This is a genomic window from Allobosea sp. 67-29, assembly GCF_001898115.1.
In the GTDB taxonomy this organism is placed as follows: Bacteria; Pseudomonadota; Alphaproteobacteria; order Rhizobiales; family Beijerinckiaceae; genus Allobosea.
Window position 1 is genome coordinate 78,030 of the sequence record NZ_MKSQ01000015.1, and the last position, 21,202, is coordinate 99,231.

Here is a 21,202-nt window from a genome sequence, read left to right on the forward strand (position 1 = left end):
GCGTCAGCTCCGCGCCTTCGCAAACGCTTCCCTGGCCTCGCGCGCGAGCGTGGTGATGCGGTTCCAGTCGCCCGAGGCGATGGCATCGGGCGGGACCAGCCAGGAGCCGCCGACGCAGATCACCTGCGGCAAGGCGAGATAGTCGGCGAGGTTCTTCAGGCCGACGCCGCCGGTCGGGCAGAAGCTCATCTGCGGGAAGGGGCCGGAGAGCGCCTTCAGCGCCGGCGGGCCACCGGCCTGCTCCGCCGGGAAGAACTTCGCGGTGACGCGGCCGGCCGCGACGGCGCGCATGCAATCCGAAGCCGTGGCGACGCCTGGCAGCCAGGGCAGCCCGGCCTTGCGCAGGGCCTCGTCGACAGCCTCGCTGAAACCGGGGCTGACGACGGCCTGGGCGCCGGCATCCTTGACCTGCGAGACCTGCGCCGGGGTGACGACCGTGCCGGCGACCGGCAGCGCCTTCGGAACCGATTTCGCGATGGCCGCAAGCGCCTCCACCGCGGCGGGACGGCGCAGCGTCACCTCGACGACATCGATGCCGCCGGCCACGAGCGCATGGGCGAGATCGACGGCGCGCGCGGCATCTTCGATCACGACGACGGGGATGACTCCGCAGCTCTTCAAGCGGGCAATCGCGGCAGCTTCGTCCATGATCTCGTCTTTCAATCGATTTGCAGGCGGCGGATGGGCTCTACTCCTTCGCCCAATAGACGTCGAGCCCCCGTTCGCGGCCGAGCAGCATGTCGACGGGCAACGGCGCAGTGCGGGCATCGGCCTCCTTCAGCACCGCCTCCTTGGCTGCGCCGGAGACGAGCAGGCTCACCCAGCCGGCCGCGACCAGGCGCTTGGGCGAGAGCGAGAGCCGTGGCGGCAGGCCCGGCGGCCGCGCCACCACGATGCCGCTGTCGGGCATGGCATTGAAGACCGCCTCCGCTCCCGGGAAGAGCGAGGCGACATGTCCATCCGCTCCCATTCCGCTGACGACCAGGTCGAGCGGCGGCAATTCGGCAAGCTCCGCGCAGAGCTGCGCCGCGGCGGCCTCGATATCGCTGCCATGACCGTGGAAGGAGAGGAAGCGGACCCGGCCCTGTGCCAGCGGCGCGAATTGCGCGCGCAGCATGCGCTCGTTGGACGCGGCATCGTCGGCCGCCACGAAGCGCTCGTCGGTCGGCAGCAGCGTGACCTTCTCCCAGGGCAGCTCCTGCCGGCCGAGCGCGGCCAGGAAAAGCGCCGGGGTGGTGCCCCCCGGCACCGCCAGCGAGGCATGCCCCTGCTCTGCGAGGACCTCCTTCAACCGGATCGCGACGGCTTCCGCCAGCGCCTCGGACGCATCGGCGAGGATCGCGAAGCGATGCCAGGCCATGATTCCGGCCGTCATCAGACCAGGTCCGGATCGGCCCAGGATCGGCCCTCGCGCTCGATCAGGCCGATCGCCTGCGACGGCCCCCAGGAGCCGGCGGCATAGCGATGGGGATGCGGCGTATAGTCCTGCCAGCCGGCGATGATCGGATCGACCCAGCTCCAGGCCTGCTCGACCTCGTCGCGATGCATGAACAGCGTCTGGTCGCCGCGGATGACATCGGTCAGCAGGCGCTCATAGGCGTCGGGCGTGCGCTCGTCGAAGGCGGTCGAATAGCGCAGGTCGAGCTGGCGCGGCACGATCTTGAGCCGGCCCGAGCCCGGCACCTTCATCATCAGCTGCAGTTGCACGCCGTCGTTCGGCTGCAGGCGGATGAAGAGGCGGTTGGCGTCGAGCCGGTCGCAGGTGCCGTTGCCGAAGATCGAATGCGGCACCGGCTTGAAGGTGACGACGATCTCGGAATAGCGCTGCGCCATGCGTTTTCCCGTGCGCAGATAGATCGGGACACCGGCCCAGCGCCAGCTGTCGAGTTCGCAGCGGATGGCGACGAAGGTCTCGGTGTTGGAGGCGTGGCCGAGCTCCTCGGCATAGCCCTTGACGCGCTGGCCGTCGATCTGGCCCGGACCGTACTGGCCACGCACGGTGTAGCGCTGCACGTCCGGCCCGACGATGGGGCGCAACGCCTTCAGCACCTTGATCTTCTCGTCGCGGACGGCCCCGGCCTCGAGCATGTTCGGCGGCTCGATGGCGAAGAGCGTGAGCAATTGCATCAGATGGTTCTGAACCATGTCGCGCATATGCCCGGCCTTGTCGTAGTAGCCGGCGCGCTGCTCGAGCCCCACCGTCTCGGCAACGGTGATCTGGACATGGTCGATGTCGCGGCTCGACCAGGAGCGCTCGAACAGCGTGTTGGCGAAGCGCAGCACGAGCAGGTTCTGGACCGTCTCCTTGCCGAGATAGTGATCGATCCGGTAGGTGCGGCTCTCCGGCAGGATGCGCGCCACTGCATCGTTGATCTGCCGCGCGGAGGCGAGGTCGCGCCCCAACGGCTTCTCCAGAATGACGCGCGAGGTCGGCGTCAGGATATGGGCTTTGGCGAGGTTCTCGCAGATCGGGATGAAGAGGTCCGGCGGCGTCGAGAGATAGAACGAGCGCACCCGGTCCGAATCACCCAGCGCCTGCTTCAGCGCCTTGTAGGTCTCGGGCTGCAGCGCATCGAGCAGGACCATCGTCAGGCGGCGGAGGAAGGAGGCGACGTCGTCCTTGGGGATGCCCTCCTCGTTCAGGCGCTTGGCGATCTCCTTCGGCAGCGCCTCGATATCCTCGGTCTTGCGGACGATTGCGAGAATTCGGCTCTCCGGCGGCAGAACGCCCTCGCGATTGCGCTGGCCGAGCGCCGGAAACAGCTTGCGCATGGCGAGATCGCCGCCGGCGCCGAAAATCACCAGATCAAAAGGCGGGACCGGCGTGCGCTCGGGAATGGTCTCGGGGCGCAACTCCTGATCGGCAATGGCATCCATGACGCTCGACACTCCATACGGCTGACCGGCCCCGGTTAGCCGATCGCTGCGACCAGAGTGAGACGGTTCGGACCGCTTGCAAAGAGGAAACAGCGGGCGGCCGCCATGCTGCCCGGCCGGCAGGCCGCAGCGCGAGGGCGCACCGCTCCTGCGCAGATCTTGGGCAGAATGCCGCCAAGGTGCCCCGCCGCCGTGCAGGTCGGCGCTTGCGCACGGCCCGGGCCCGGCTAACCTGACCGTGCAGCGGCACAGCCGCGGAACGACGAACGGGGACCGGGTCTTGGCCATCATCGCCGCGCTGAACCACGTCACCCACTACCGATACGACCGCCCGGTCACGCTCGGGCCGCAGATCATCCGGCTGCGGCCGGCGCCGCATTGCCGGGCGGCGATCAAGAGCTATTCGCTGAAGGTGACGCCGGCACAGCATTTCGTGAACTGGCAGCAGGATCCCGCCGGGAACTGGCTGGCGCGGTTCGTCTTTCCCGAGCCCGTCCGGGAATTCCGCATCGAGGTCGACGTCGTCACCGAATTGTCTGTGATCAATCCCTTCGACTTCTTCGTCGAGACCGAGGCCGAAACCTTTCCCTTCGCCTACGGCCAGGATTTGCGCGACGAACTCGCGCCCTATCTGGTGACCGAACCTGCCGGCCCGTCGCTTGCCGCCTTCCTGGCGGAACTGCCGCAGGGACCGGCCAATACGGTCAACTTCATCGTCGATCTCAACGCCCGGCTGCAGCGCATGATCGCGTACGGGATCCGCATGGAGCCGGGCGTGCAGGATCCGGAGCACACGCTGCGGGTCCGCTCGGGCTCCTGCCGCGACACGAGCTGGCTGCTGGTCCAGGCGCTCAGGCATCTGGGCCTCGCGGCACGCTTCGTCTCCGGCTACCTCGTCCAGATGAAGGCGGATATCGATCCGATCGAGGGGCCCCGCGGAACGGACAAGGATTTCACCGACCTGCATGCCTGGGCCGAGGCCTATATCCCCGGAGCGGGCTGGATCGGCCTCGATCCGACCTCGGGCCTGCTGACCGGCGAGGGCCATCTGCCGCTGGCAGCGACAGCGCATTACCGTTCGGCCGCCCCGGTCTCGGGTGTCGCGAGCTACGCCGAGACGACCTTCGACTTCCACATGAGCGTGGCTCGACTGCACGAGGTGCCGCGCATCACCCTGCCCTTCTCTGAGGAATCCTGGCAGGCGCTCGACGCGCTGGGTGAGCAGGTCGAGGCCGATCTCAAGGCGCAGGACGTGCGGCTCACCATGGGCGGCGAGCCGACCTTCGTCTCGATCGACGATCAGACCGGGGCGGAATGGAACATCGCGGCGGTCGGGCCGACCAAGCGCGAGCGCGCCGATACGCTGATCCGGCGCCTGCGCGACCGCTTCGCACCGGGCGGGATGCTGCATTACGGCCAGGGCAAATGGTATCCGGGCGAAAGCCTGCCGCGTTGGGCCTTCGCGCTGTACTGGCGCCGCGACGGCGAGCCGATCTGGCGCAACGCCGCGCTGATCGCCCGGGAGCCGGGAGCCGTGACCGGCACCGACCGGGAGCTCGAGGCGGGCGCAACGGTCCGGCAGGCGGAAACACTGGCGCAGCGGCTTTCGGAGAAGCTCGGCCTCGGCGCCGACTACATCATCCCGGCCTATGAGGACACTGGGCATTGGCTGCTGAAGGAAGCCCAGCTTCCAGAGAATGTCGACCCGCTCGATTCCCGGCTGTCCGATCCCGAGGAGCGGGCACGGATGGCGCAGGTCTTCGAGCTCGGGCTGGGACAGCCGCGCGGCTTCGTCATCCCCGTGCAGCGCTGGCAGGCGGCGGCGAACGACCGGCGCTGGCGCTCGGAAAAATGGCGGCTGAGGCGCGGGAAGCTCTTCCTGGTGCCGGGCGACTCGCCGGTCGGCTACAGGCTGCCGCTCGGCTCCCTGCCCGATCTGCCGAAAGCCGACTATCCGCATATTCAGCCGCAGGACCCGCTGGAGCCGCGTGGCCCATTGGCGCCGGCGGGCGGCTCGCATGCCGCGCCCGCGCCGGGCGCGGGCAGCCCGCCCGAACCTGCCGCCCCGACCAGCTTCCGCGCCGCGCCGCAGATGGCGATCGAAGCGAATCCGGTCGCCACGGGCTCGGCCCAGCAGAGAACCGAGCAGGAGATCGGCGGCGAGCACGTCCGCACGGCGCTGAGCCTGGAAATCCGCGACAAGGTGCTCTGCGTCTTCCTGCCACCGGTCGAACGGCTCGAGGACTACCTGGATCTCGTCGCCTCGATCGAGGCGGCGGCCGAGGAGACCGGCCTGCCCGTGCACATCGAAGGCTATGCGCCCCCGTTCGATCCACGTCTCGACGTCATCAAGGTCACGCCCGACCCCGGCGTGATCGAGGTCAACATTCACCCGGCGGCGAACTGGCGCGACGCGGTGGCGATCACGCAGGGCGTCTACGAAGAGGCGCGGCAGGCCAGGCTCTGCGCCGAGAAGTTCATGGTCGACGGGCGGCATACCGGCACCGGCGGTGGCAACCATGTCGTGCTCGGCGGCGTGACGCCGGCGGATTCGCCCTTCCTGCGCCGGCCGGACCTGCTGAAGAGCATCGTGCTCTACTGGAACCGGCACCCATCGCTGTCCTACCTGTTCTCCGGCCTGTTCATCGGCCCGACCAGCCAGGCGCCGCGCATCGACGAAGCGCGGCAGGACCAGCTGTACGAGCTCGAGATCGCGCTGGCACAGGTGCCGAAGCCCGGCGAGACGCCGATCCCGCTCTGGCTGGTCGACCGGCTGTTCCGCAACCTGCTGGTCGACGTCTCCGGCAACACCCACCGCACCGAGATCTGCATCGACAAGCTCTATTCGCCGGATGGACCGACCGGGCGGCTGGGCCTGCTGGAGTTCCGCGGCTTCGAGATGCCGCCGGATTCGCGGATGTCGCTGGCGCAGCAACTGCTGCTCAGGGCGCTGATCGCCTGGTTCTGGCGCGAGCCGCAAGGCGGCAAGCTGGTGCGCTGGGGCACCGCGCTGCACGACCGCTTCATGCTGCCGGAGCTGGTCTGGCAGGATTTCCGCGATGTGCTCGCCGACCTCGGGGACGCCGGCTATGCCTTCGACCCGGTCTGGTTCGAGGCGCAGGCCGAGTTCCGCTTCCCCTTCTTCGGCAAGGTTTCCCATGGCGGCGTCGAGATCGAGATCCGGCAAGCCCTGGAGCCCTGGCACGTGCTGGGAGAGGAAGGCGCGATCGGCGGCACGGTGCGCTACGTCGATTCCTCGGTCGAGCGCCTCCAGGTCAAGGCAAGGGGCTTCGTGCCCGGCCGCCACCTGATCACCTGCAACGGCAGGCGCATGCCCATGACCGGGACCGGCGTTGCTGGCGAGGCTATCGCTGCGGTCAGGTTCAAGGCCTGGCAGCCGGCTTCCGGGCTGCACCCGACGATCCCGGTGCATGCGCCGCTGAGCTTCGACATCGTCGACACCTGGGTCGGGCGCTCGATCGGCGGCTGCGTCTACCATGTCGCCCATCCCGGCGGTCGCAATTACGAGACGCCGCCTGTGAATTCCTATGAAGCGGAGGCCAGACGGCTCGCGCGCTTCGAGGCGATCGGTCATAGTCCCGGGGCTCGGGCGATTCCGCCGGAGGAACGCAGCGCCGAATTCCCGCTGACGCTGGATTTGCGGCGCCCCATGGGGGTCTAGCTCGTTTGGCTGTGCAAGGCCGTATCCGGTCCGGACGCACCAAGGCGGAGCGGCGCGAGGCGCTGCTCGCCGGTTATCGACCCCTGCCCGGCGCCTATGACGAATGCGTCGATGCAGCAGGCGCCGTCCGGCCGCATTGGGAGCCCTTCCTGCAGGAATGGTGCGCGCTGTCGCAGGACGAGTTGCTGCAGCGCTTCGGCCTCGCCGACCGGCATGTCCACGACACCGGCGTGTCGTACCGGGTCCACGGCGACATCGACGAGCGCGACCCGAGCGCGGGCGAGCGCGCCTGGCCGCTCAGCCACGTCCCCCTGCTCATACCCGGCGCCGAGTGGCAGGCGATCGCCGCCGGTGTCGCCCAGCGCGCGGAGCTGCTGTCGACCTTGCTCGACGACATCTACGGGGCGGGCGAGATCGTGGCGAAGGACCTGCTGCCGGCCGCGGTCGTCAGCGGCAGCCCCGACTATCTGCGCCCGCTGCACGGCGCGCCCGGTGGCGGCGCGCTGCAGCTCTACGCCGCCGATCTCGGCCGCGGGCCGGACGGGCGGTGGTGGGTGCTGCAGGATCGTGCCCAGGCTCCCTCGGGCACCGGCTACGCGCTGGAGAACCGGCTGGCGCTGACGCGCGCCTTCCCGGACATGTTCCGCAGCATGAACATCGAGCGGCTGGCGGCCTTCTTCCAGGGCTTCCGGGCCGGGCTGGTGTCGCGCTCCAAGCGGGTCGAGCCGCGCATCTGCCTGCTGACCCCGGGACCGCTCAACGAGAGCTACTTCGAGCAGGCCTATCTTGCCCGCTATCTCGGCTTCCTGCTGGTCGAGGGCGGCGACCTCCTGATGCGCGAGGGCCGGGTGCATGTGCGCACCATCGCCGGCCTCAAGCGCGCCGACGTGATCTGGCGGCGCATCGACGGCGACTTCGCCGACCCGCTCGAACTGAACGCGCAATCCGCTCTCGGCGTCGCCGGCCTGGTCCAGGCGGTGCGCGAGGGCAATGTCCATGTCGCCAACGGCCTCGGCTCCGGCGTCGTCGAGTCGCGGGCGCTGATGAGCTTCCTGCCGGCGATCGCGCGCCAGATCACCGGCGAGGACCTGATCCTGCCGAACATCGCGACCTGGTGGTGCGGCCAGCCGCGCGAGCGCGACGCCGTGCTGGCGCGGCTCGACGAGATGAGCATCGCCCCCGCCTTCCGCAGCGCCGGCGGCGGCCTCGATACCGGCCCGGTGCTGGCCGGAGAGCTGCCCTCCGCCGAACGCGAGGCCTTGCGCCAGCGCATCGCGGCGCGCGGCATGGACTATGTCGGGCAGGAAGTCGTCCAGCTCTCGACGATGCCGGTCTTCCAGAACGGCCGGCTCGAGCCGCACCCGATGACGCTGCGGGTCTTCGCCGCAGCAACGCCGGACGGCTGGAAGGTGATGCCCGGCGGCTTCTGCCGGATCTCCGACGAGCCCGATGCCCGCGCCGTCAGCCTGCGCAACGGCGTTCGCTCCAGCGACGTCTGGGTGACGGCCGATGCGCCGGTCGAGCAGGTCACCCTGCTGCCGACGCCGGACCGGATCAGCATCCGCCGCGTCACCGGGACCCTGCCGAGCCGGGCGGCCGACAACCTGTTCTGGCTCGGGCGCTATCTGGAGCGCGGCGAGGCGACGCTGCGGCTTGTGCGCGCGCTGCTCGGCCGGCTGATCGATTCCGACCCGGTCCCCGGCCGCAGCGGCACCGTCCGCCGGCTGGCGGACCTGCTGGTGGCCTGGGGCGCGGCGCAGCGCGGCCGCAGCCAGAGCCCGGCGACACAAGCCTATTCGGCCCTCTACAGCCTCGACGACTACGGCTCGGCCTCGGCCTCGGTACGCGAGGCCCGGCGTACAGCCTCCGTCATCCGCGAGCGGCTCTCGGTCGATGCCTGGCGCCTGTTCGGCGATCTGCAGGACCAGCTCACCCCCGGTCATGGACGCAAGCCTTCGGAGGGCGAGGCCTACGAGATCGCCGACCGGGCCCTCAAGACGCTCGCCGCCTTCTCCGGCCTCAGCCAGGAAAACATGGTGCGCGGCCCTGGCTGGCGCTTCCTCGACATCGGGCGACGGCTGGAACGCGGCATCGGTACCTGCCGCTTCGCCCGGCAATTCGCGGAGACTGACGCATCGAGCGAATCCCTCGATGCCCTGCTCGACCTGACGGATTCGCAGATCACCTATCGCTCGCGCTACCTGCTGGGGGCGAGTCTGCAACCCGTGCTCGACCTCGTCATGCTCGATCCGTACAATCCCCGTTCGGTCGCCTTCCAGATCGAACGACTCGATGCCGAGATCCGGGACCTGCCGTCCCTGACCGAGGACGGGATGCTCGAAGCGCCGCGCCGGCTGGTGCTGCGGCTCGCCGCCGATTGCCGCACCGCCGAGGCGAGCCGGCTCGACCGCACGAGCATCCTCCTGTTCGAGCAGTTGCTGATGGGGCTCTCCGGCGCCATCGCCGACCGCTACTTCCTCCAGAACAGCGGCCCGGAAGGATCGCGGATGACGGGCCTCGCGTGATCTACGACGTCCGCCACGTCACCACCTACGGCTATAGCCGGCAGGTGCCCTTCGCGCGCTGCATCATGCGGCTCCTGCCGCGCGACGGCTCGGGCCAGAGCGTGCAGAAGAGCGAACTCCTGATCACCCCGCGACCGGCCGAACGCAACGACACCACCTGCTTCTTCGGCAATCGGATGACGATGGTGACGATCACCAAGCCGCATCGGGAGCTCAAGGTCGAGATGCGCGCGCGCCTCGTCGTCGAGCGCCCTGCCCCGCCGCATCCCGGGCTGACACGGGGCTGGGAGGAGGTTGCAGCGCTCGCCCTGGCGTCCGACAGCCTCGCGCCCGACTCGCCGGCCCAGCACCTTTACCCCAGCCGACTCGTTCCCGAAGTCGCGCCCGTGATCGCCTATGCGCGGGAGAGCTTCGGCAAGGCGCGACCGGTGCTGGAAGCCGCGAGCGAGCTGATGGCCCGCATCAGGCGCGATTTCACCTATGATCCCGAGGCGACCGAGGTTTCGACGCCGCTGGCCGAGGCCTTCGCCCAGCGTCACGGCGTCTGCCAGGACTTCGCGCATATTATGATCGCCGGGTTGCGGGGCCTGGGACTGCCCGCGGCCTATGTCAGCGGCTATATCCGCACCATTCCGCCTCCCGGCCAGAAGCGGCTCGAAGGCGCGGATGCCAGCCATGCCTGGGCGCTGCTCTGGTGCGGGCCGGAAACCGGCTGGATCGGCCTCGACCCGACCAACGATCTGATCGTCGCCGACGACCACATCGTGACTGCGGTCGGGCGCGACTACGCCGACGTCGCGCCACTCGACGGCGTGCTGATCGGCCCCGGTTCGCAGAAGATCGGCATCGCCGTGGATGTCATTCCGGTCGGCTGAAGCGGCCGAGACGGCAGCGGCGAAGCGGTGCTTCGCCCGGTCGTTCGCGTTTGAACGGCGTCCGGACCGGCCGGACGCCGACAGGCTCAGGCCAAGGTGTAGGCCGTCTTCACCGTGGTGTAGAACTCCTTGGCGTAGGCGCCCTGCTCGCGCGGCCCGTAGCTCGAGCCCTTCCGACCGCCGAACGGCACGTGATAATCGACGCCCGCCGTCGGCAGGTTGACCATCACCATGCCCGCCTCGCTGTTGCGCTTGAAATGCGTCGCGTATTTCAGCGAGGTCGTGCAGATGCCGGAGGAGAGGCCGAACTCGGTGTCGTTCGCCACCGCCAACGCCTCGTCGTAATCCTTGACGCGGACGATGTTGGCGACGGGGCCGAAGACCTCCTCGCGCGAGATGCGCATCGCGTTGGTGGTCTCGGTGAACAGCGCGGGCTGGAGGTAGAAGCCGGGCGTCTCGCGATTCAGCAGTTCGCCGCCCCAGACCAACTTGCCGCCCTCGTCCTTGGCGATCTGGATGTATTTCAGGTCCTGATCGAGCTGGCTCTGGTCGACGACGGGGCCGATATGAGTGCCCGCCTTCAGCGCATCGTCGACGACGACGCCCTTCAGGCGCTCGATGCAGGCCTCGACGAACCGGTCGTGGATGCCGGCCTGGACGATCAGGCGCGAAGACGCGGTGCAGCGCTGGCCGGTGGAGAAGAAGGCGCCGTTGACCGCGACCTCGACGGCCGTCTTGAGATCGGCATCGTCGAGCACGACGAGCGGGTTCTTGCCGCCCATCTCGAGCTGAACCTTCTTCATCGGATTCGACGCGATGCAGGCGGCCGCCACCTTGCGCCCGGTCGCCACCGAGCCGGTGAAGGAGATCGCGGTGACATCCTTGTGCTCGAGCAGCGCCTGGCCGACGACGGAGCCGCGGCCCATGACGAGGTTGAGCACGCCCTTGGGCAGGCCGGCCCGCTGGATGATGTCGACCAGCGCCCAGGCCGAGCCCGGCACCAGGTCGGCGGGCTTGATGACGACGCAGTTGCCCCAGGCCAGCGCCGGCGCGATCTTCCAGGCCGGAATCGCGATCGGGAAGTTCCAGGGCGTGATCATGCCGACGATGCCGACCGGCTCGCGGGTGATCTCGACACCGACACCCGGCCGCACGGAGGGCACCATCTCGCCGCCGCTGCGCAGGCACTCGCCGGCGAAGAAGGCGAAGATCTGCCCGGCGCGCCCCGCCTCTCCGATGCCTTCGGCCAGGGTCTTGCCCTCCTCGCGGGAGAGCAGCCGGCCCAGTTCGTCCTTGCGGGCAAGGATCTCGTCGGACGCCTTCTTCAGGATGTCGTAACGCTCCTGCGGCGTCGTGCGGCTCCAGGCGGGAAAGGCCGCCTTGGCAGCCGCGACGGCGGCATTCAGGTCCTCGACCGAGCCCTGGGCGTACTCGCCGACGACATCGCCGGTGTTGGACGGGTTGATGTTGCGCGACGCATGAGCCGCGCCGGCCCATTCGCCGGCGATCAGGTTCTTGAAGGGCGCGTTCATCTGCTTCTCTCCCGCGAAAGGTGAATGCTCGCGGGCGGTGTTAGCCTCTTTGCTGCCGAAACGCCAATGCCGGGCGGGCTGCCTGCCATCCGCTGGCCGCAACCCGCCCCGCTCCTACTTCTTCTCGATGGAAACGCCGTTCTTGCCCAGATTGATCTCGACCCCGTCGGGCCGCTTCTTCTCCTGGTAGAGCGAGTAGCCCGTCACGGCGAGGGCCGCGACGAGGGCGACGACGAGAATGACGAGCATATTGCGCGATGCGAGCATGGGCTTTCCCGAAAGACGCGGCCGGAGCCGCAGCGGGAGCCCAACCGCTCGAGCGGCCGAAAGTTCCGCCACGAAGGGAACGCCACGAGCAGCCGCGCGTTTCCTTCGGCCGCGAGAGATGAGACAATGCGGCGTCAGGAGGGGGAGATGCCGGACACGGAATTGCAAGAACGGATCTGGACGGCGCTCGGCGCCCACCCCGTCTATATGGTGTCGCTGATCACGGATGACGGGCTGAAGACGCGGCCGATGTCCGGCCATCTCGACCGCGAGCATCACCGGCTGTTGTTCATCACGCACCGCCACACCGGCATCATCGGCGAGGCGCTGCGCTCGCCTTCGGTCTCGATCGCGATCAGCCATGAGGATCGCAACTTCTATGCGGCGATCAGCTGCAGCGCCTCGGAGGTGCCGAGCCGCGAGATCCTGCGGGACATCTGGACGCCGATGGCGAGCGCCTGGTTTCCCGAAGGGCCGGACGACCCCGACGCGACGCTGCTGGCGCTGACGCCGATTTCCGCGGAGATCTGGGAAGGGCCGTCGAGCAGCGTCCTGGTCGCCTTCAAGCTGGCGACCGCCAAGATCCTCGGCCGCACGCCCGATCTCGGGGTCAATGCCACGATCGACATGCGCTAGCTGGGGCTGCCGCCTCAGGCCGGATCGGATGCCCGCATCCAGCGACCGAACCAAGCCGTCGCGACGCTCGACCAGACGACGCCGAGGCACCAGCCGCCGAGCACGTCCGTCGGCCAATGCACGCCGAGATAGATCCGGCTGAGGCCGATCAGAATGATCATCACCCAGGCGAGCACGAGGCACAGCAGGGCGATGTCGTCGCGCCGCGAGGCCAGCCCGACGAAGCCGGCGATGCAGAGCATCGCCGCGGCGGACAGGAAGGCATGGCCGCTCGGAAAGCTCGCCGTGAAGGTCAGCGCGGCATGGGACACGATATCCGGCCGGTCGCGGGCGATCGCGATCTTCAGCCCGCTGCTGACAAGAAGCGCCAGCAGCACGCTGGCGACGAGCCCGACGGCGAGGTGGCGATAGCCGCACAGCCAGAGCGTCAGCGTCGCCGCGGTCGTCATGAAAAAGAGCCCGACGAAGCTGCCGAGCGCCGTCATGTCCCGCACCGCTTCCTGGAACCAGGCCGGCCCCAGCGGGACCGCCGGATTCCCCGGCTCGCGCAGCAGCAGGATCAGGCTGCGATCGAAGGCGAAGCTGTGCCCGGAGGCAATCGAGGCAGCAAGCCCCAGGAAGACCAGCCCCGCCAGGATCGGAACGATCAGCCGGGGATGCAGCAGGGCAGGAATCCTGCCGGGACCGGAGCGAGGCATGCGGGCTTCCATTGTCAGGGATTCGGCGAACGGGCCGCTATAACGCGAAACGCCCGCGGAAGCAGGCTGTAGGTCAAAGCGCCCGCCTTGCGCTCGACCTCGCCGTCGAAGGTAACATGGCCGCGACGCTTGTCGCGGCGCTGCAGCACCACCTCGTCCCCGAAGAAGGAGGTCAGATGCCCCGACGAGCGCCAGCGACCAGAGACGACCGACAGCGCCGCCTTGCTGCGGGAGTAGAGCCCTCCCGCATTCAGGACATGGACCTCGAAGACGCCGCCGTCGAGCCGGCCACGCCGCCACTCGGGCCCGTCGAAGCGGTTGACCGTGACGAGAACCGCATCGGCATCGACGACCAGATGCTCCTGCCCGATGCGAATATCGACCGAGATGGAGCGGGTGAAGAGAATCGAGCGCACTGCGGCGAGACTGAAGGCCGCCGCCCGGCTGAAGGGAAAGCGCCGCCGCGCATGTTCGCGCTCCCGCGCCATCAGGCTGAAGAAGCCAAGGCCCGACAGGGAATGGAACAACCTATCGTTGACGCGGCCGACATCCATCTCGACCGGCTCGCCGGCGCAGAGGGCAGCGACCTGCTGCTCAAGTTCGCCATAGAGGCCGAGATCCCGGCCCAGCACGTTGACCGTTCCCATCGGCAGGATGCCGACCGGGCGAGGCGCCCGCATCAGGACCGGCAGGACATGATTGATGGTGCCGTCGCCGCCGGCGATGACCGGCACGGAACCCTCTCTGTCGACGGCGAGAGCGAGAGCGCCCTCCAGCTCGCGCGGCGGGACCAGCTTGATCTCCGCCACCGAGCCCCGCGCCGCGAAAGCCGCCGCGAGCCGCGACGAAAAGGCGTCAGCCCCGGCCTCGAGAACGGTGCCCGCGCGGGCATTGACGACAACCGTGTGACGCATCGCCTCGTCGAGATAGGGCGCTCGGACCCGTCCGCAAGGGTGCCGGCGCGCAGGAGCCGGCTCAGGCCGCCGCCGGCCGTGCGTCGAACTGGGGCGGCATCGCCGGTGCGAGCGGGATCGACAGATCCTCGACCTCCTCGGTGATCACCTCGAAGCGCTGCACCAGGTGGCTCCCGAAGGAGCTGATCATCGCCACGTCGGCCGCATCGCGCCCGCGCGCGATCACGATCCGGCCGATGCGCGGCTCGTTGTGCCGGGCATCGAAGGTGTGCCAGCCGCCGTCGAGGAAGACCTCGAACCAGGCGTTGAAGTCCATCGGCGCGGGATTCGGCGGCACGCCGATATCGCCGAGATAGCCGTTGCAGTAGCGCGCCGGAATGTTCATGCAGCGGCACAAGGCGACGGCAAGATGGGCGAAGTCGCGACAGACCCCGACCCGCTCATGGAAGGCCTCTGCGGCGGTGCGCGTGCTGCGCGCGAAGTGATAGCCGAAACTCAGATGGTTATGGACGAAATCGGTAATCGCCTGGACCCGCGTCCAGCCTGCCGGCACCTGTCCGAACAGCTGCCAGGCCTGATCGGCGAGCATGTCCGTCTCGCAATAGCGACTGCCCAGGAGATAGGGGAGCGCCTCGTCCGGCAGGCGCGCGGGCGGAACCTCCTGCGCCAGCTCCCTCACACGATCGGGCTCGCCGGTATCGTAGATCGTTCCTTCGGATTCCAACCTGACCCCGCCGGGAGGCGCTACCAGCCGCCGCGAGATGTTGCCGAAGATGTCGTGATGCTGGCTGACGGCGAGCTGGATCGCGGGGTCGCGCAAAGCCGTCGCTCGCATCTCGTCGGGCCGCAGGAGATCGTGGCGGCGCGACGGATGGACGTCGAGAAGAGTCACGAGTGGCATGTCGTGCTCGCAAACGAGCTCGATCCGGTAGCCGTAGCGGATGTGCATGGCGCTTTCCTGGTGGTAGGGAAGCCTTTCGCGAACAAGGCGCGGCGGCTTTGCATTTCCCCCACGAACGAGACGCCGGCAGGCCGGCAAAGTTCCCGGGCCAATGCAGAAAAAAGCACCGCAAAAAGAAGATGCGGGCCTTTCGGCCCGCATCCCGCCGCCACGGCGGTTCGGCTGGGGGGATAGCAACCGCCGCGACCTGCGCCTTGGCTGCCTCTACATCATCCAGTAGGGCATCGTGCCGTAATAGTCGTGGACACGCTTGCCGTAAGCCTTGTCCTCCCAGTCGGGCTCGCCTTCGCTGTCGTACATCGGCGCCGCCTCGAGCTTCTCCTTCGTCAGCGGCACCACGTAACCGCCCTTCTGCGGATCGTAGTCGAGCACGCTCCACGGAATGGGATGGTACTTCTCGCCGAGGCCGAGGAAGCCGCCGAACGACATGATGGCGTAGGCGACCTTTCCGGTCTGCTTGTCGAGCATGATGTCGTAGATCTCGCCGAGGTGATCTCCCGACGTATTGTAAACGTCGGTGCCGGCGACCCGCGCACCGGCGATCAACGGATTCGAGCTGGCAGATACATTGGTCATCGTCATCGTTCGCTCCATCCGATTGGCCTGCGCCGCCTGACGCCAGACGGCCGCAGCTGACAAACTCGACGGGTCAACTCGTCTTCCGGGCGAAGGTTCCGGAACTTCGGCTCGCTTTCCGGCGAGGTCTCACCAGGTCCAGGGAAGCTGACGGGAGACCCACCCTGGAGCCTCCCGCGGCCTCATTTCCGCCCGTCTCCCGCCCCGGTCGTGCGGAACCTTTCCGCATGCGGTCCGTTGGGGACTGCGAGCGACATCTGAAATGCAATCGAGAGGAGGGACTCGCATGAAGAAGGTGCTACTGATCGCCGCACTGGGAACTGCCATCGGCACTGCCGCCTGCACGCCCCGGGAACAGAATGCCGGGACCGGCGCACTGATCGGCGCCGGCGCGGGCGCGATCATCGGTGGCGCGGCGACTGGCCGGGCCGGTGGCGCCTTGGCGGGTGCCGCCATCGGCGGCGCGAGCGGCGCGATCATCGGCGGGGCGGCCACGCCGCAGCGGTGCTATGGCCGCGACCAGTGGGGACGCCGCGTCGTCTACGACTGCTGAGCAGGTTCCAAAGGCGAACTGCCTTGAGCAACAGGAGGGGTCTGCCGCGAAAGGCAGGCCCCTTTTTCATGGGTGCCGCGCTAGACCTGCCCGTAGGGTCCGAAGCGCCCGACGAAGCGGTGGCGCGGCCCTGGGTAGAGCAGGCGCACTGCGGTCACCGGCCGATCCTGGTTCCAGGTCCTGCGCTCGACGAGCAGGCAGGGCTCGCCGATGGCGATATCCAGCAACGCCGCCTCTTCCGATTGCGCCCCAACGGCACTGATCGCGTGTTCGGCCTGCGACCAGAGGCTGTGCTGCAGCAGCCAGTCGCCCGGGGGAACCCGTGCGAAATCTTCCGTCGCAACCGCAGGCACGGCGGCGAGGTGGATCACCCTCTCCTCCAGCACATGCGGCTTGCCCCCGGCTCGATGCAGCACGACGAGGTGCGTCACCTTTTCGGAGCGCTTCAGCCCGAACCGCTCGGCGATGTCGGGAGCCGGCTTGCCGTCGCTGCGCGAGAGAATCTCATAGGCATAGGCTTGCCCGAGCTTCTCGACCTCCTGCGGAATCGACAGGATGTCGAGCATGGCGTGGCTGGCCGGCGGGCTGGCGACGATGGTGCCTGAACGGCGCCGGCGGATGATCAGGCCTTCGCGGGCCAGCTGAACCAGCGCACGGTGCACCGTCATCCGCGAAGCGCCGAGTTGCTCCATCAGCGCATGCTCGGGCGGCACGCTCGTGCCCGGAGGCCACTGCCCGCTGACGACGAGATCGCGGATCGCACGCCTGATCTGGTCGTAGACCGGTCCGGCGCCGTCCAGCTTCACCGCGTCGGGCCGCGTGTCCATCATCGTCGTTCCCGAATCGCCTCGCCTAAGCGGCGGAGAGCAGCCGCCGCATCACCGCGGCAAAGCGGCCTCGCACCGAATCGCGGGCCGAGTGTCGCCCGTCTCTGACCACACTCCTGCCACCGACGACGACATCGCGCAAAGGCAGGGCGTTCGCGGCGAAGATCGCGCTGTCGACGGCCTCGGCGCCGCCCCTACCGACGAGGGCGGGATGATCGGTGTCGAGGGTTATGAAATCGGCGCGATGCCCCGGCGCGATGGCTCCGATGGCGCGGCCGCAAGCGCGCGCGCCGCCGGCGCAGGCGCCCTGCCAGAGCGCGAGACCGGTCGAAGCCGTCTCCTCCGCGAAGAGCGCACGGCGGCGGTCGCGCAGGCGCTGCGAATATTCGAGCTGGCGCAGTTCGGAGCCCGCATCGATCTGGATGTTGGAATCGCTGCCGACGCCATAGGCGCCGCCGGCCTGCGCATAGCGGACGCCGTCGAAGATGCCGTCGCCGAGGCTGGATTCGGTAATCGGGCACAAGCCCGCGACAGCGCCGCTCAAGGCAATGCCGCCACGCTCGGCATCGGTCAGATGCGTCGCATGGATCAGGCACCAGCGCCGGTCGAGCGCGATCGTGTCCATCAGCAGTTCGACCGGGCGCCTGCCGGTGATCTTCAGGCTGGCCTCGACCTCCGGCACCTGCTCGGCGACATGGATATGGACGGGATCGTTCGGGCGCAGGGACGAAACCCAGCCGAGATCGTCGAGCGCGACCGCACGCAAAGAATGGGGGGCGACGCCGAGCCGCGCGTCCGGCAGGTCGCGAATCGCGGCAGCGCTGTCTTCGAGCAGGCGCTGATAGGCGTCGCGCTGGTTGACGAAGCGGCGCTGGCCATGGACCGAGGGCGCCTGGCCGAAATTGCCGAAGCGATAGAGCACCGGCAGAAGCGTGAGGCCGAGCCCGGTTTCCTCAGCCGCGGCGGCGATCGCTTGCCCCATGGCGGCGATATTCGCGTAAGGGCGGCCGTCCTTGTCGTGGTGGAGATAGTGGAATTCGGCGAGCGCGGTGAAGCCGCCTTCCAGCATCTCGACGAAGGCCTGGGCGGCGATGGCCTGCACGTCGTCCGGATCGAGCCGGTCGAGGAAGCGGTACATCACCTCGCGCCAGGTCCAGAAGGAATCCTCCGGCGCGCCGCGGCGTTCCGAGAGGCCGGCCATACCGCGCTGGAAGGCGTGGCTGTGCAGGTTCGGCATGCCGGGCAAGGCGATGCCTGCGAAGCGACGCCCCTCCCCGGTCGGCGCCACGTCGGGCTCGACGGCCGTGACGAAGCCGCCTTCGATCGTCAGCTTCACGTTCCCGGCGAAGCCTTGCGGTAGAAGGGCCTCGGCCAGGTGCAGGGTCTCGGTCACCGCGTCACTCCGCTGTCTCGCTACTCGTCGATTTGCATATGCAAATGTACGCTTGCTATTTGCATATGCAATTAGATATCATGACTCCAATTCAAAGAGTAGCGGGAGGATGCACGGTGGCGAATGCGCCTGGTGAGACGCTTGTCTGCGACAAGCTCTGGACGAATGCGCGGCTGGCGACGATGTCGGCAGCGGTCGGTGCGCCCTATGGCGCGATCGAGGACGGCGTCATCGCCGCCCATAACGGACGCATCGTCTATGCCGGGCCGCGCAGCGAAGCGCCCTCCTTCCAGGCCACTGAGACCATTGATTGCGAAGGCCGCTGGATCACCCCCGGGCTGATCGATTGCCACACCCATCTCGTCTATGGCGGCGACCGGGCGCATGAGTTCGAGCTCCGTCTCCAAGGCGCGACCTATGAGGAGATCGCGCGGGCAGGCGGCGGCATCCTCTCCACCGTCAAGGCGACGCGCGAGGCGAGCGAAGATACGCTCTTCGCCTCGGCCGACCGGCGCCTCGCCGCACTGATGGCCGAAGGCGTCACCACCGTCGAGATCAAGTCCGGATACGGGCTGGAGCAGCAGGCGGAGCTGAAGCAATTGCGCGTCGCGCGCCGCATCGGCCGCGAGCGGCCGGTGACGGTCCGCACCACCTTCCTCGGGGCGCACGCCGTGCCGCCGGAATACAAGGGTCGCTCGGGCGACTACACGGCGCTCGTCGCCGGGCCGCTGCTCAATGCCGTCGCCGCCGAGGGGTTGGCGGACGCGGTCGACGTCTTCTGCGAGGGCATCGCCTTCTCGCCGGATGAGATGAAAACCGTGTTCGAGGCCGCCAAGGCCAAGGGCCTGGCGATCAAGGTCCATGCCGAGCAGCTCTCCAACCTGCACGGCGCCAAGCTCGCCGCCGAGATGGGCGCGCTGTCGGCCGATCATCTCGAATATCTCGACGAGGACGGCGTCATCGCCATGGCCAAGGCCGGCACGGTCGCGGTCGTGCTGCCGGGCGCCTTCTACTTCCTGCGCGAGACGCAGAAGCCGCCGATCGAATTGATGCGCAAGCATGGTGCCGCGATCGCGCTCGCGACGGATGCCAATCCCGGCTCTTCGCCGCTGACCTCGCCGCTGCTGGTGCTCAACATGGCCTGCACGCTCTTCCGCATGACGCCGGAAGAGGCGCTGGCGGGCCTCACCCGCAATGCCGCGACCGCGCTCGGCCTTCAGGACGAAATCGGCACGCTCGAATCCGGCAAAAGCTGCGACCTCGCGATCTGGGAGATCGAGCGCCCGGCGGAGCTCGCCTATCGCATCGGCTTCAACCCGCTTCACACCCGCATCTGGAACGGACAATGACCACGGTTTCGCTGAACCCGGGCGCAGCCCGCCTCACCGACTGGCGTGCGATCCTCGACGGTGCCGTCGCCTCGCTCGGGAGCGAGAGCGCCAGGAACATCGCCTCCGGCCAGAAGATCGTCGAAGAGATCGTCGCCGCCGGCACCGTGACCTATGGCGTCAATACCGGCTTCGGCAAGCTCGCCAGCGTGCGCATCGCCGATGCCGACCTCGCCAAGCTGCAGAGCAACCTGATCGTCTCGCATGCGGTCGGCACCGGCCCTGCCCTGCCCGACGGCGTCGTTCGCCTGCTGCTGGCGATGAAGGCGGCGAGCCTGGCGCGCGGCGCCTCGGGCGTGCGCCCCGTCGTGATCGAGGCCCTGACCAATGCGCTTAAGGCAGACGCCTTGCCGGTGATCCCCGCCAAGGGCTCGGTCGGCGCCTCCGGCGACCTTGCTCCCCTCGCCCATATGACGGCCGCCCTGATGGGCTTCGGCGAGATTCGCCTGAAGGGCGAGACCCTGCCGGCGGCCGAGGCGCTGAAGCGCGCCGGCCTCACTCCGCTTGCGCTCGGCGCCAAGGAAGGCCTCGCGCTGATCAACGGCACGCAGGTCTCGACCACGCTGGCGCTGACCGGCCTTGCCGCGATCGCCCGCGTCTTCGACGCCGCGCTCGTCGCCGGCGCGCTCTCGGTCGATGCGCTCAAGGGTTCCGACACCCCGTTTGATCCGCGTATCCAGAGCCTGCGTGGCCAGCCCGGCCAGATCAAGGTCGCCAGGATTCTGCTCGACCTGATTGCCGCCAGCGCCATCCGCGAGAGCCATCGTCACGGCGATACGAAGGTGCAGGACCCCTATTCTCTGCGCTGCCAGCCGCAGGTGATGGGCGCCGTGCGCGACCTCATCGGCAATGCCGCCGCGACGCTCTCGATCGAGGCCAATGCCGTCACCGACAACCCGCTGGTGCTCGGCCCCGGCGAGATCGTCTCGGGCGGCAATTTCCACGCCGAGCCGGTCGCGTTCGCGGCCGATATGCTGGCGATCGGCGTCTGCGAGATCGGCAACCTCTCCGAGCGCCGCATGGCGCTGCTGGTCGACCCCGTGATGAGCGGCCTGCCGCCCTTCCTCGCCCGCGACGCCGGCCTGAATTCGGGCTTCATGATCGCGCAGGTCACGGCCGCCGCGCTTGCCTCCGAGAACAAGCAGAAGGCTTATCCGGCCTCGGTCGACACGATCCCGACTTCGGCCAACCAGGAAGACCATGTCTCGATGGCGACGCATGGCGCCTTCCGCCTGATCGACATGGCGAAGAATGCCGCCAGCGTCATCGGCGTCGAATTGATGGCGGCGGCGGAGGCGATCGAACATCATCGCCCGCTCAAGACCAGCCCGCGGCTGGAGCCGGTGCTCGCCCTGCTGCGCAGCAAGATCGCGCCGCTCACCGAGGACCGCTATCTCGCGCCCGACCTCGCGGCCGCGACTGAGTTCGTGCTGTCCGGCGCGGTCGGCAAGGCGGCGGGTCTCGACAGCTTCGCCGAGTGCAGCGCATGAGCGCCGCT

Annotated in this window: 18 protein-coding genes; 7 read left to right on the plus strand and 11 right to left on the minus strand. The window is 68.5% G+C overall.

Annotation, left to right across the window (positions count from 1 at the left end; translation table 11 throughout):
• Positions 1 to 3 precede the first annotated feature (3 nt).
• From eda to zwf, 3 genes are read right to left on the minus strand one after another with little or no spacing between them, the layout of a single operon-like run.
• Positions 4 to 648, minus strand: coding sequence for a bifunctional 4-hydroxy-2-oxoglutarate aldolase/2-dehydro-3-deoxy-phosphogluconate aldolase (gene eda, locus BGO20_RS13460; protein ID WP_291664112.1), 645 nt, complete (start codon positions 646 to 648; stop codon positions 4 to 6).
• A gap of 40 nt (positions 649 to 688) precedes the next feature.
• Positions 689 to 1,375, minus strand: a complete 687-nt coding sequence (gene pgl / locus BGO20_RS13465; RefSeq protein ID WP_291664111.1) for a 6-phosphogluconolactonase — start codon at positions 1,373 to 1,375, stop codon at positions 689 to 691.
• The gene (gene zwf / locus BGO20_RS13470; protein WP_291664110.1) at positions 1,375 to 2,877 is read right to left on the minus strand and encodes a glucose-6-phosphate dehydrogenase; all 1,503 of its coding nucleotides are present in this window, start codon (positions 2,875 to 2,877) and stop codon (positions 1,375 to 1,377) included. The genes pgl and zwf overlap by 1 nt, the downstream gene beginning before the upstream one ends.
• 280 nt (positions 2,878 to 3,157) lie before the next feature.
• Here zwf and BGO20_RS13475 point away from each other — a divergent pair, with 280 nt between their 5' ends.
• Genes BGO20_RS13475 through BGO20_RS13485 form a run of 3 tightly spaced genes read left to right on the plus strand, consistent with a single transcriptional unit; the run spans position 3,158 to position 9,959 of the window.
• Positions 3,158 to 6,559, plus strand: coding sequence for a transglutaminase family protein (locus BGO20_RS13475; RefSeq protein ID WP_291664109.1), 3,402 nt, complete (start codon positions 3,158 to 3,160; stop codon positions 6,557 to 6,559).
• Positions 6,560 to 6,570: 11 nt separating this feature from the next.
• On the plus strand, positions 6,571 to 9,084 hold the full coding sequence (locus BGO20_RS13480) for a circularly permuted type 2 ATP-grasp protein (protein WP_291664188.1): 2,514 nt from the start codon (positions 6,571 to 6,573) through the stop codon (positions 9,082 to 9,084).
• A complete protein-coding gene (locus tag BGO20_RS13485) occupies positions 9,081 to 9,959 on the plus strand; it encodes a transglutaminase family protein (protein WP_291664108.1) in 879 nt (292 codons plus the stop codon). The genes BGO20_RS13480 and BGO20_RS13485 overlap by 4 nt, the downstream gene beginning before the upstream one ends.
• A gap of 86 nt (positions 9,960 to 10,045) precedes the next feature.
• On the opposite strand, the gene BGO20_RS13490 is transcribed toward BGO20_RS13485, so the two are convergent.
• Together BGO20_RS13490 and BGO20_RS13495 are read right to left on the minus strand one after the other, a co-directional pair.
• On the minus strand, positions 10,046 to 11,491 hold the full coding sequence (locus BGO20_RS13490; protein WP_291664107.1) for an aldehyde dehydrogenase family protein: 1,446 nt from the start codon (positions 11,489 to 11,491) through the stop codon (positions 10,046 to 10,048).
• A 114-nt stretch (positions 11,492 to 11,605) separates the two neighbouring features.
• Positions 11,606 to 11,758 (minus strand): hypothetical protein, encoded by a 153-nt coding sequence (locus BGO20_RS13495; RefSeq protein WP_291664106.1) that lies wholly within the window; start codon positions 11,756 to 11,758, stop codon positions 11,606 to 11,608.
• Between the two features lie 147 nt (positions 11,759 to 11,905).
• Here BGO20_RS13495 and BGO20_RS13500 point away from each other — a divergent pair, with 147 nt between their 5' ends.
• On the plus strand, positions 11,906 to 12,394 hold the full coding sequence (locus tag BGO20_RS13500) for a pyridoxamine 5'-phosphate oxidase family protein (protein WP_291664105.1): 489 nt from the start codon (positions 11,906 to 11,908) through the stop codon (positions 12,392 to 12,394).
• A 14-nt stretch (positions 12,395 to 12,408) separates the two neighbouring features.
• On the opposite strand, the gene BGO20_RS13505 is transcribed toward BGO20_RS13500, so the two are convergent.
• From BGO20_RS13505 to BGO20_RS13520, 4 genes are all read right to left on the minus strand, one after another.
• Positions 12,409 to 13,092, minus strand: a complete 684-nt coding sequence (locus BGO20_RS13505) for a phosphatase PAP2 family protein (protein ID WP_291664104.1) — start codon at positions 13,090 to 13,092, stop codon at positions 12,409 to 12,411.
• A gap of 14 nt (positions 13,093 to 13,106) precedes the next feature.
• Complete coding sequence (locus BGO20_RS13510; RefSeq protein WP_291664103.1) at positions 13,107 to 14,006, minus strand: diacylglycerol/lipid kinase family protein; 900 nt, start codon at positions 14,004 to 14,006, stop codon at positions 13,107 to 13,109.
• A 61-nt stretch (positions 14,007 to 14,067) separates the two neighbouring features.
• Entirely contained in the window at positions 14,068 to 14,955 is an 888-nt protein-coding gene (locus tag BGO20_RS13515) for a transglutaminase-like domain-containing protein (protein ID WP_291664102.1), read from the minus strand.
• 216 nt (positions 14,956 to 15,171) lie between these two features.
• A complete protein-coding gene (locus BGO20_RS13520) occupies positions 15,172 to 15,549 on the minus strand; it encodes a PRC-barrel domain-containing protein (protein WP_291664101.1) in 378 nt (125 codons plus the stop codon).
• Positions 15,550 to 15,829: 280 nt separating this feature from the next.
• On the opposite strand from BGO20_RS13520, the gene BGO20_RS13525 reads away from it, so the two are divergent.
• Positions 15,830 to 16,096 (plus strand): glycine zipper domain-containing protein, encoded by a 267-nt coding sequence (locus BGO20_RS13525; RefSeq protein WP_291664100.1) that lies wholly within the window; start codon positions 15,830 to 15,832, stop codon positions 16,094 to 16,096.
• Between the two features lie 80 nt (positions 16,097 to 16,176).
• Here BGO20_RS13525 and hutC read toward each other — a convergent pair whose 3' ends face one another.
• Complete coding sequence (gene hutC / locus BGO20_RS13530) at positions 16,177 to 16,926, minus strand: histidine utilization repressor (RefSeq protein WP_291664099.1); 750 nt, start codon at positions 16,924 to 16,926, stop codon at positions 16,177 to 16,179.
• 22 nt (positions 16,927 to 16,948) lie between these two features.
• Positions 16,949 to 18,316 (minus strand): formimidoylglutamate deiminase, encoded by a 1,368-nt coding sequence (locus tag BGO20_RS13535; RefSeq protein WP_291664098.1) that lies wholly within the window; start codon positions 18,314 to 18,316, stop codon positions 16,949 to 16,951.
• Between the two features lie 182 nt (positions 18,317 to 18,498).
• Between BGO20_RS13535 and hutI the strand changes: the two genes are divergently transcribed.
• Positions 18,499 to 19,665, plus strand: coding sequence for an imidazolonepropionase (hutI, locus tag BGO20_RS13540; RefSeq protein WP_291664187.1), 1,167 nt, complete (start codon positions 18,499 to 18,501; stop codon positions 19,663 to 19,665).
• Positions 19,662 to 21,194, plus strand: a complete 1,533-nt coding sequence (hutH, locus tag BGO20_RS13545) for a histidine ammonia-lyase (RefSeq protein WP_291664097.1) — start codon at positions 19,662 to 19,664, stop codon at positions 21,192 to 21,194. The genes hutI and hutH overlap by 4 nt, the downstream gene beginning before the upstream one ends.
• Positions 21,195 to 21,202 lie beyond the last annotated feature (8 nt).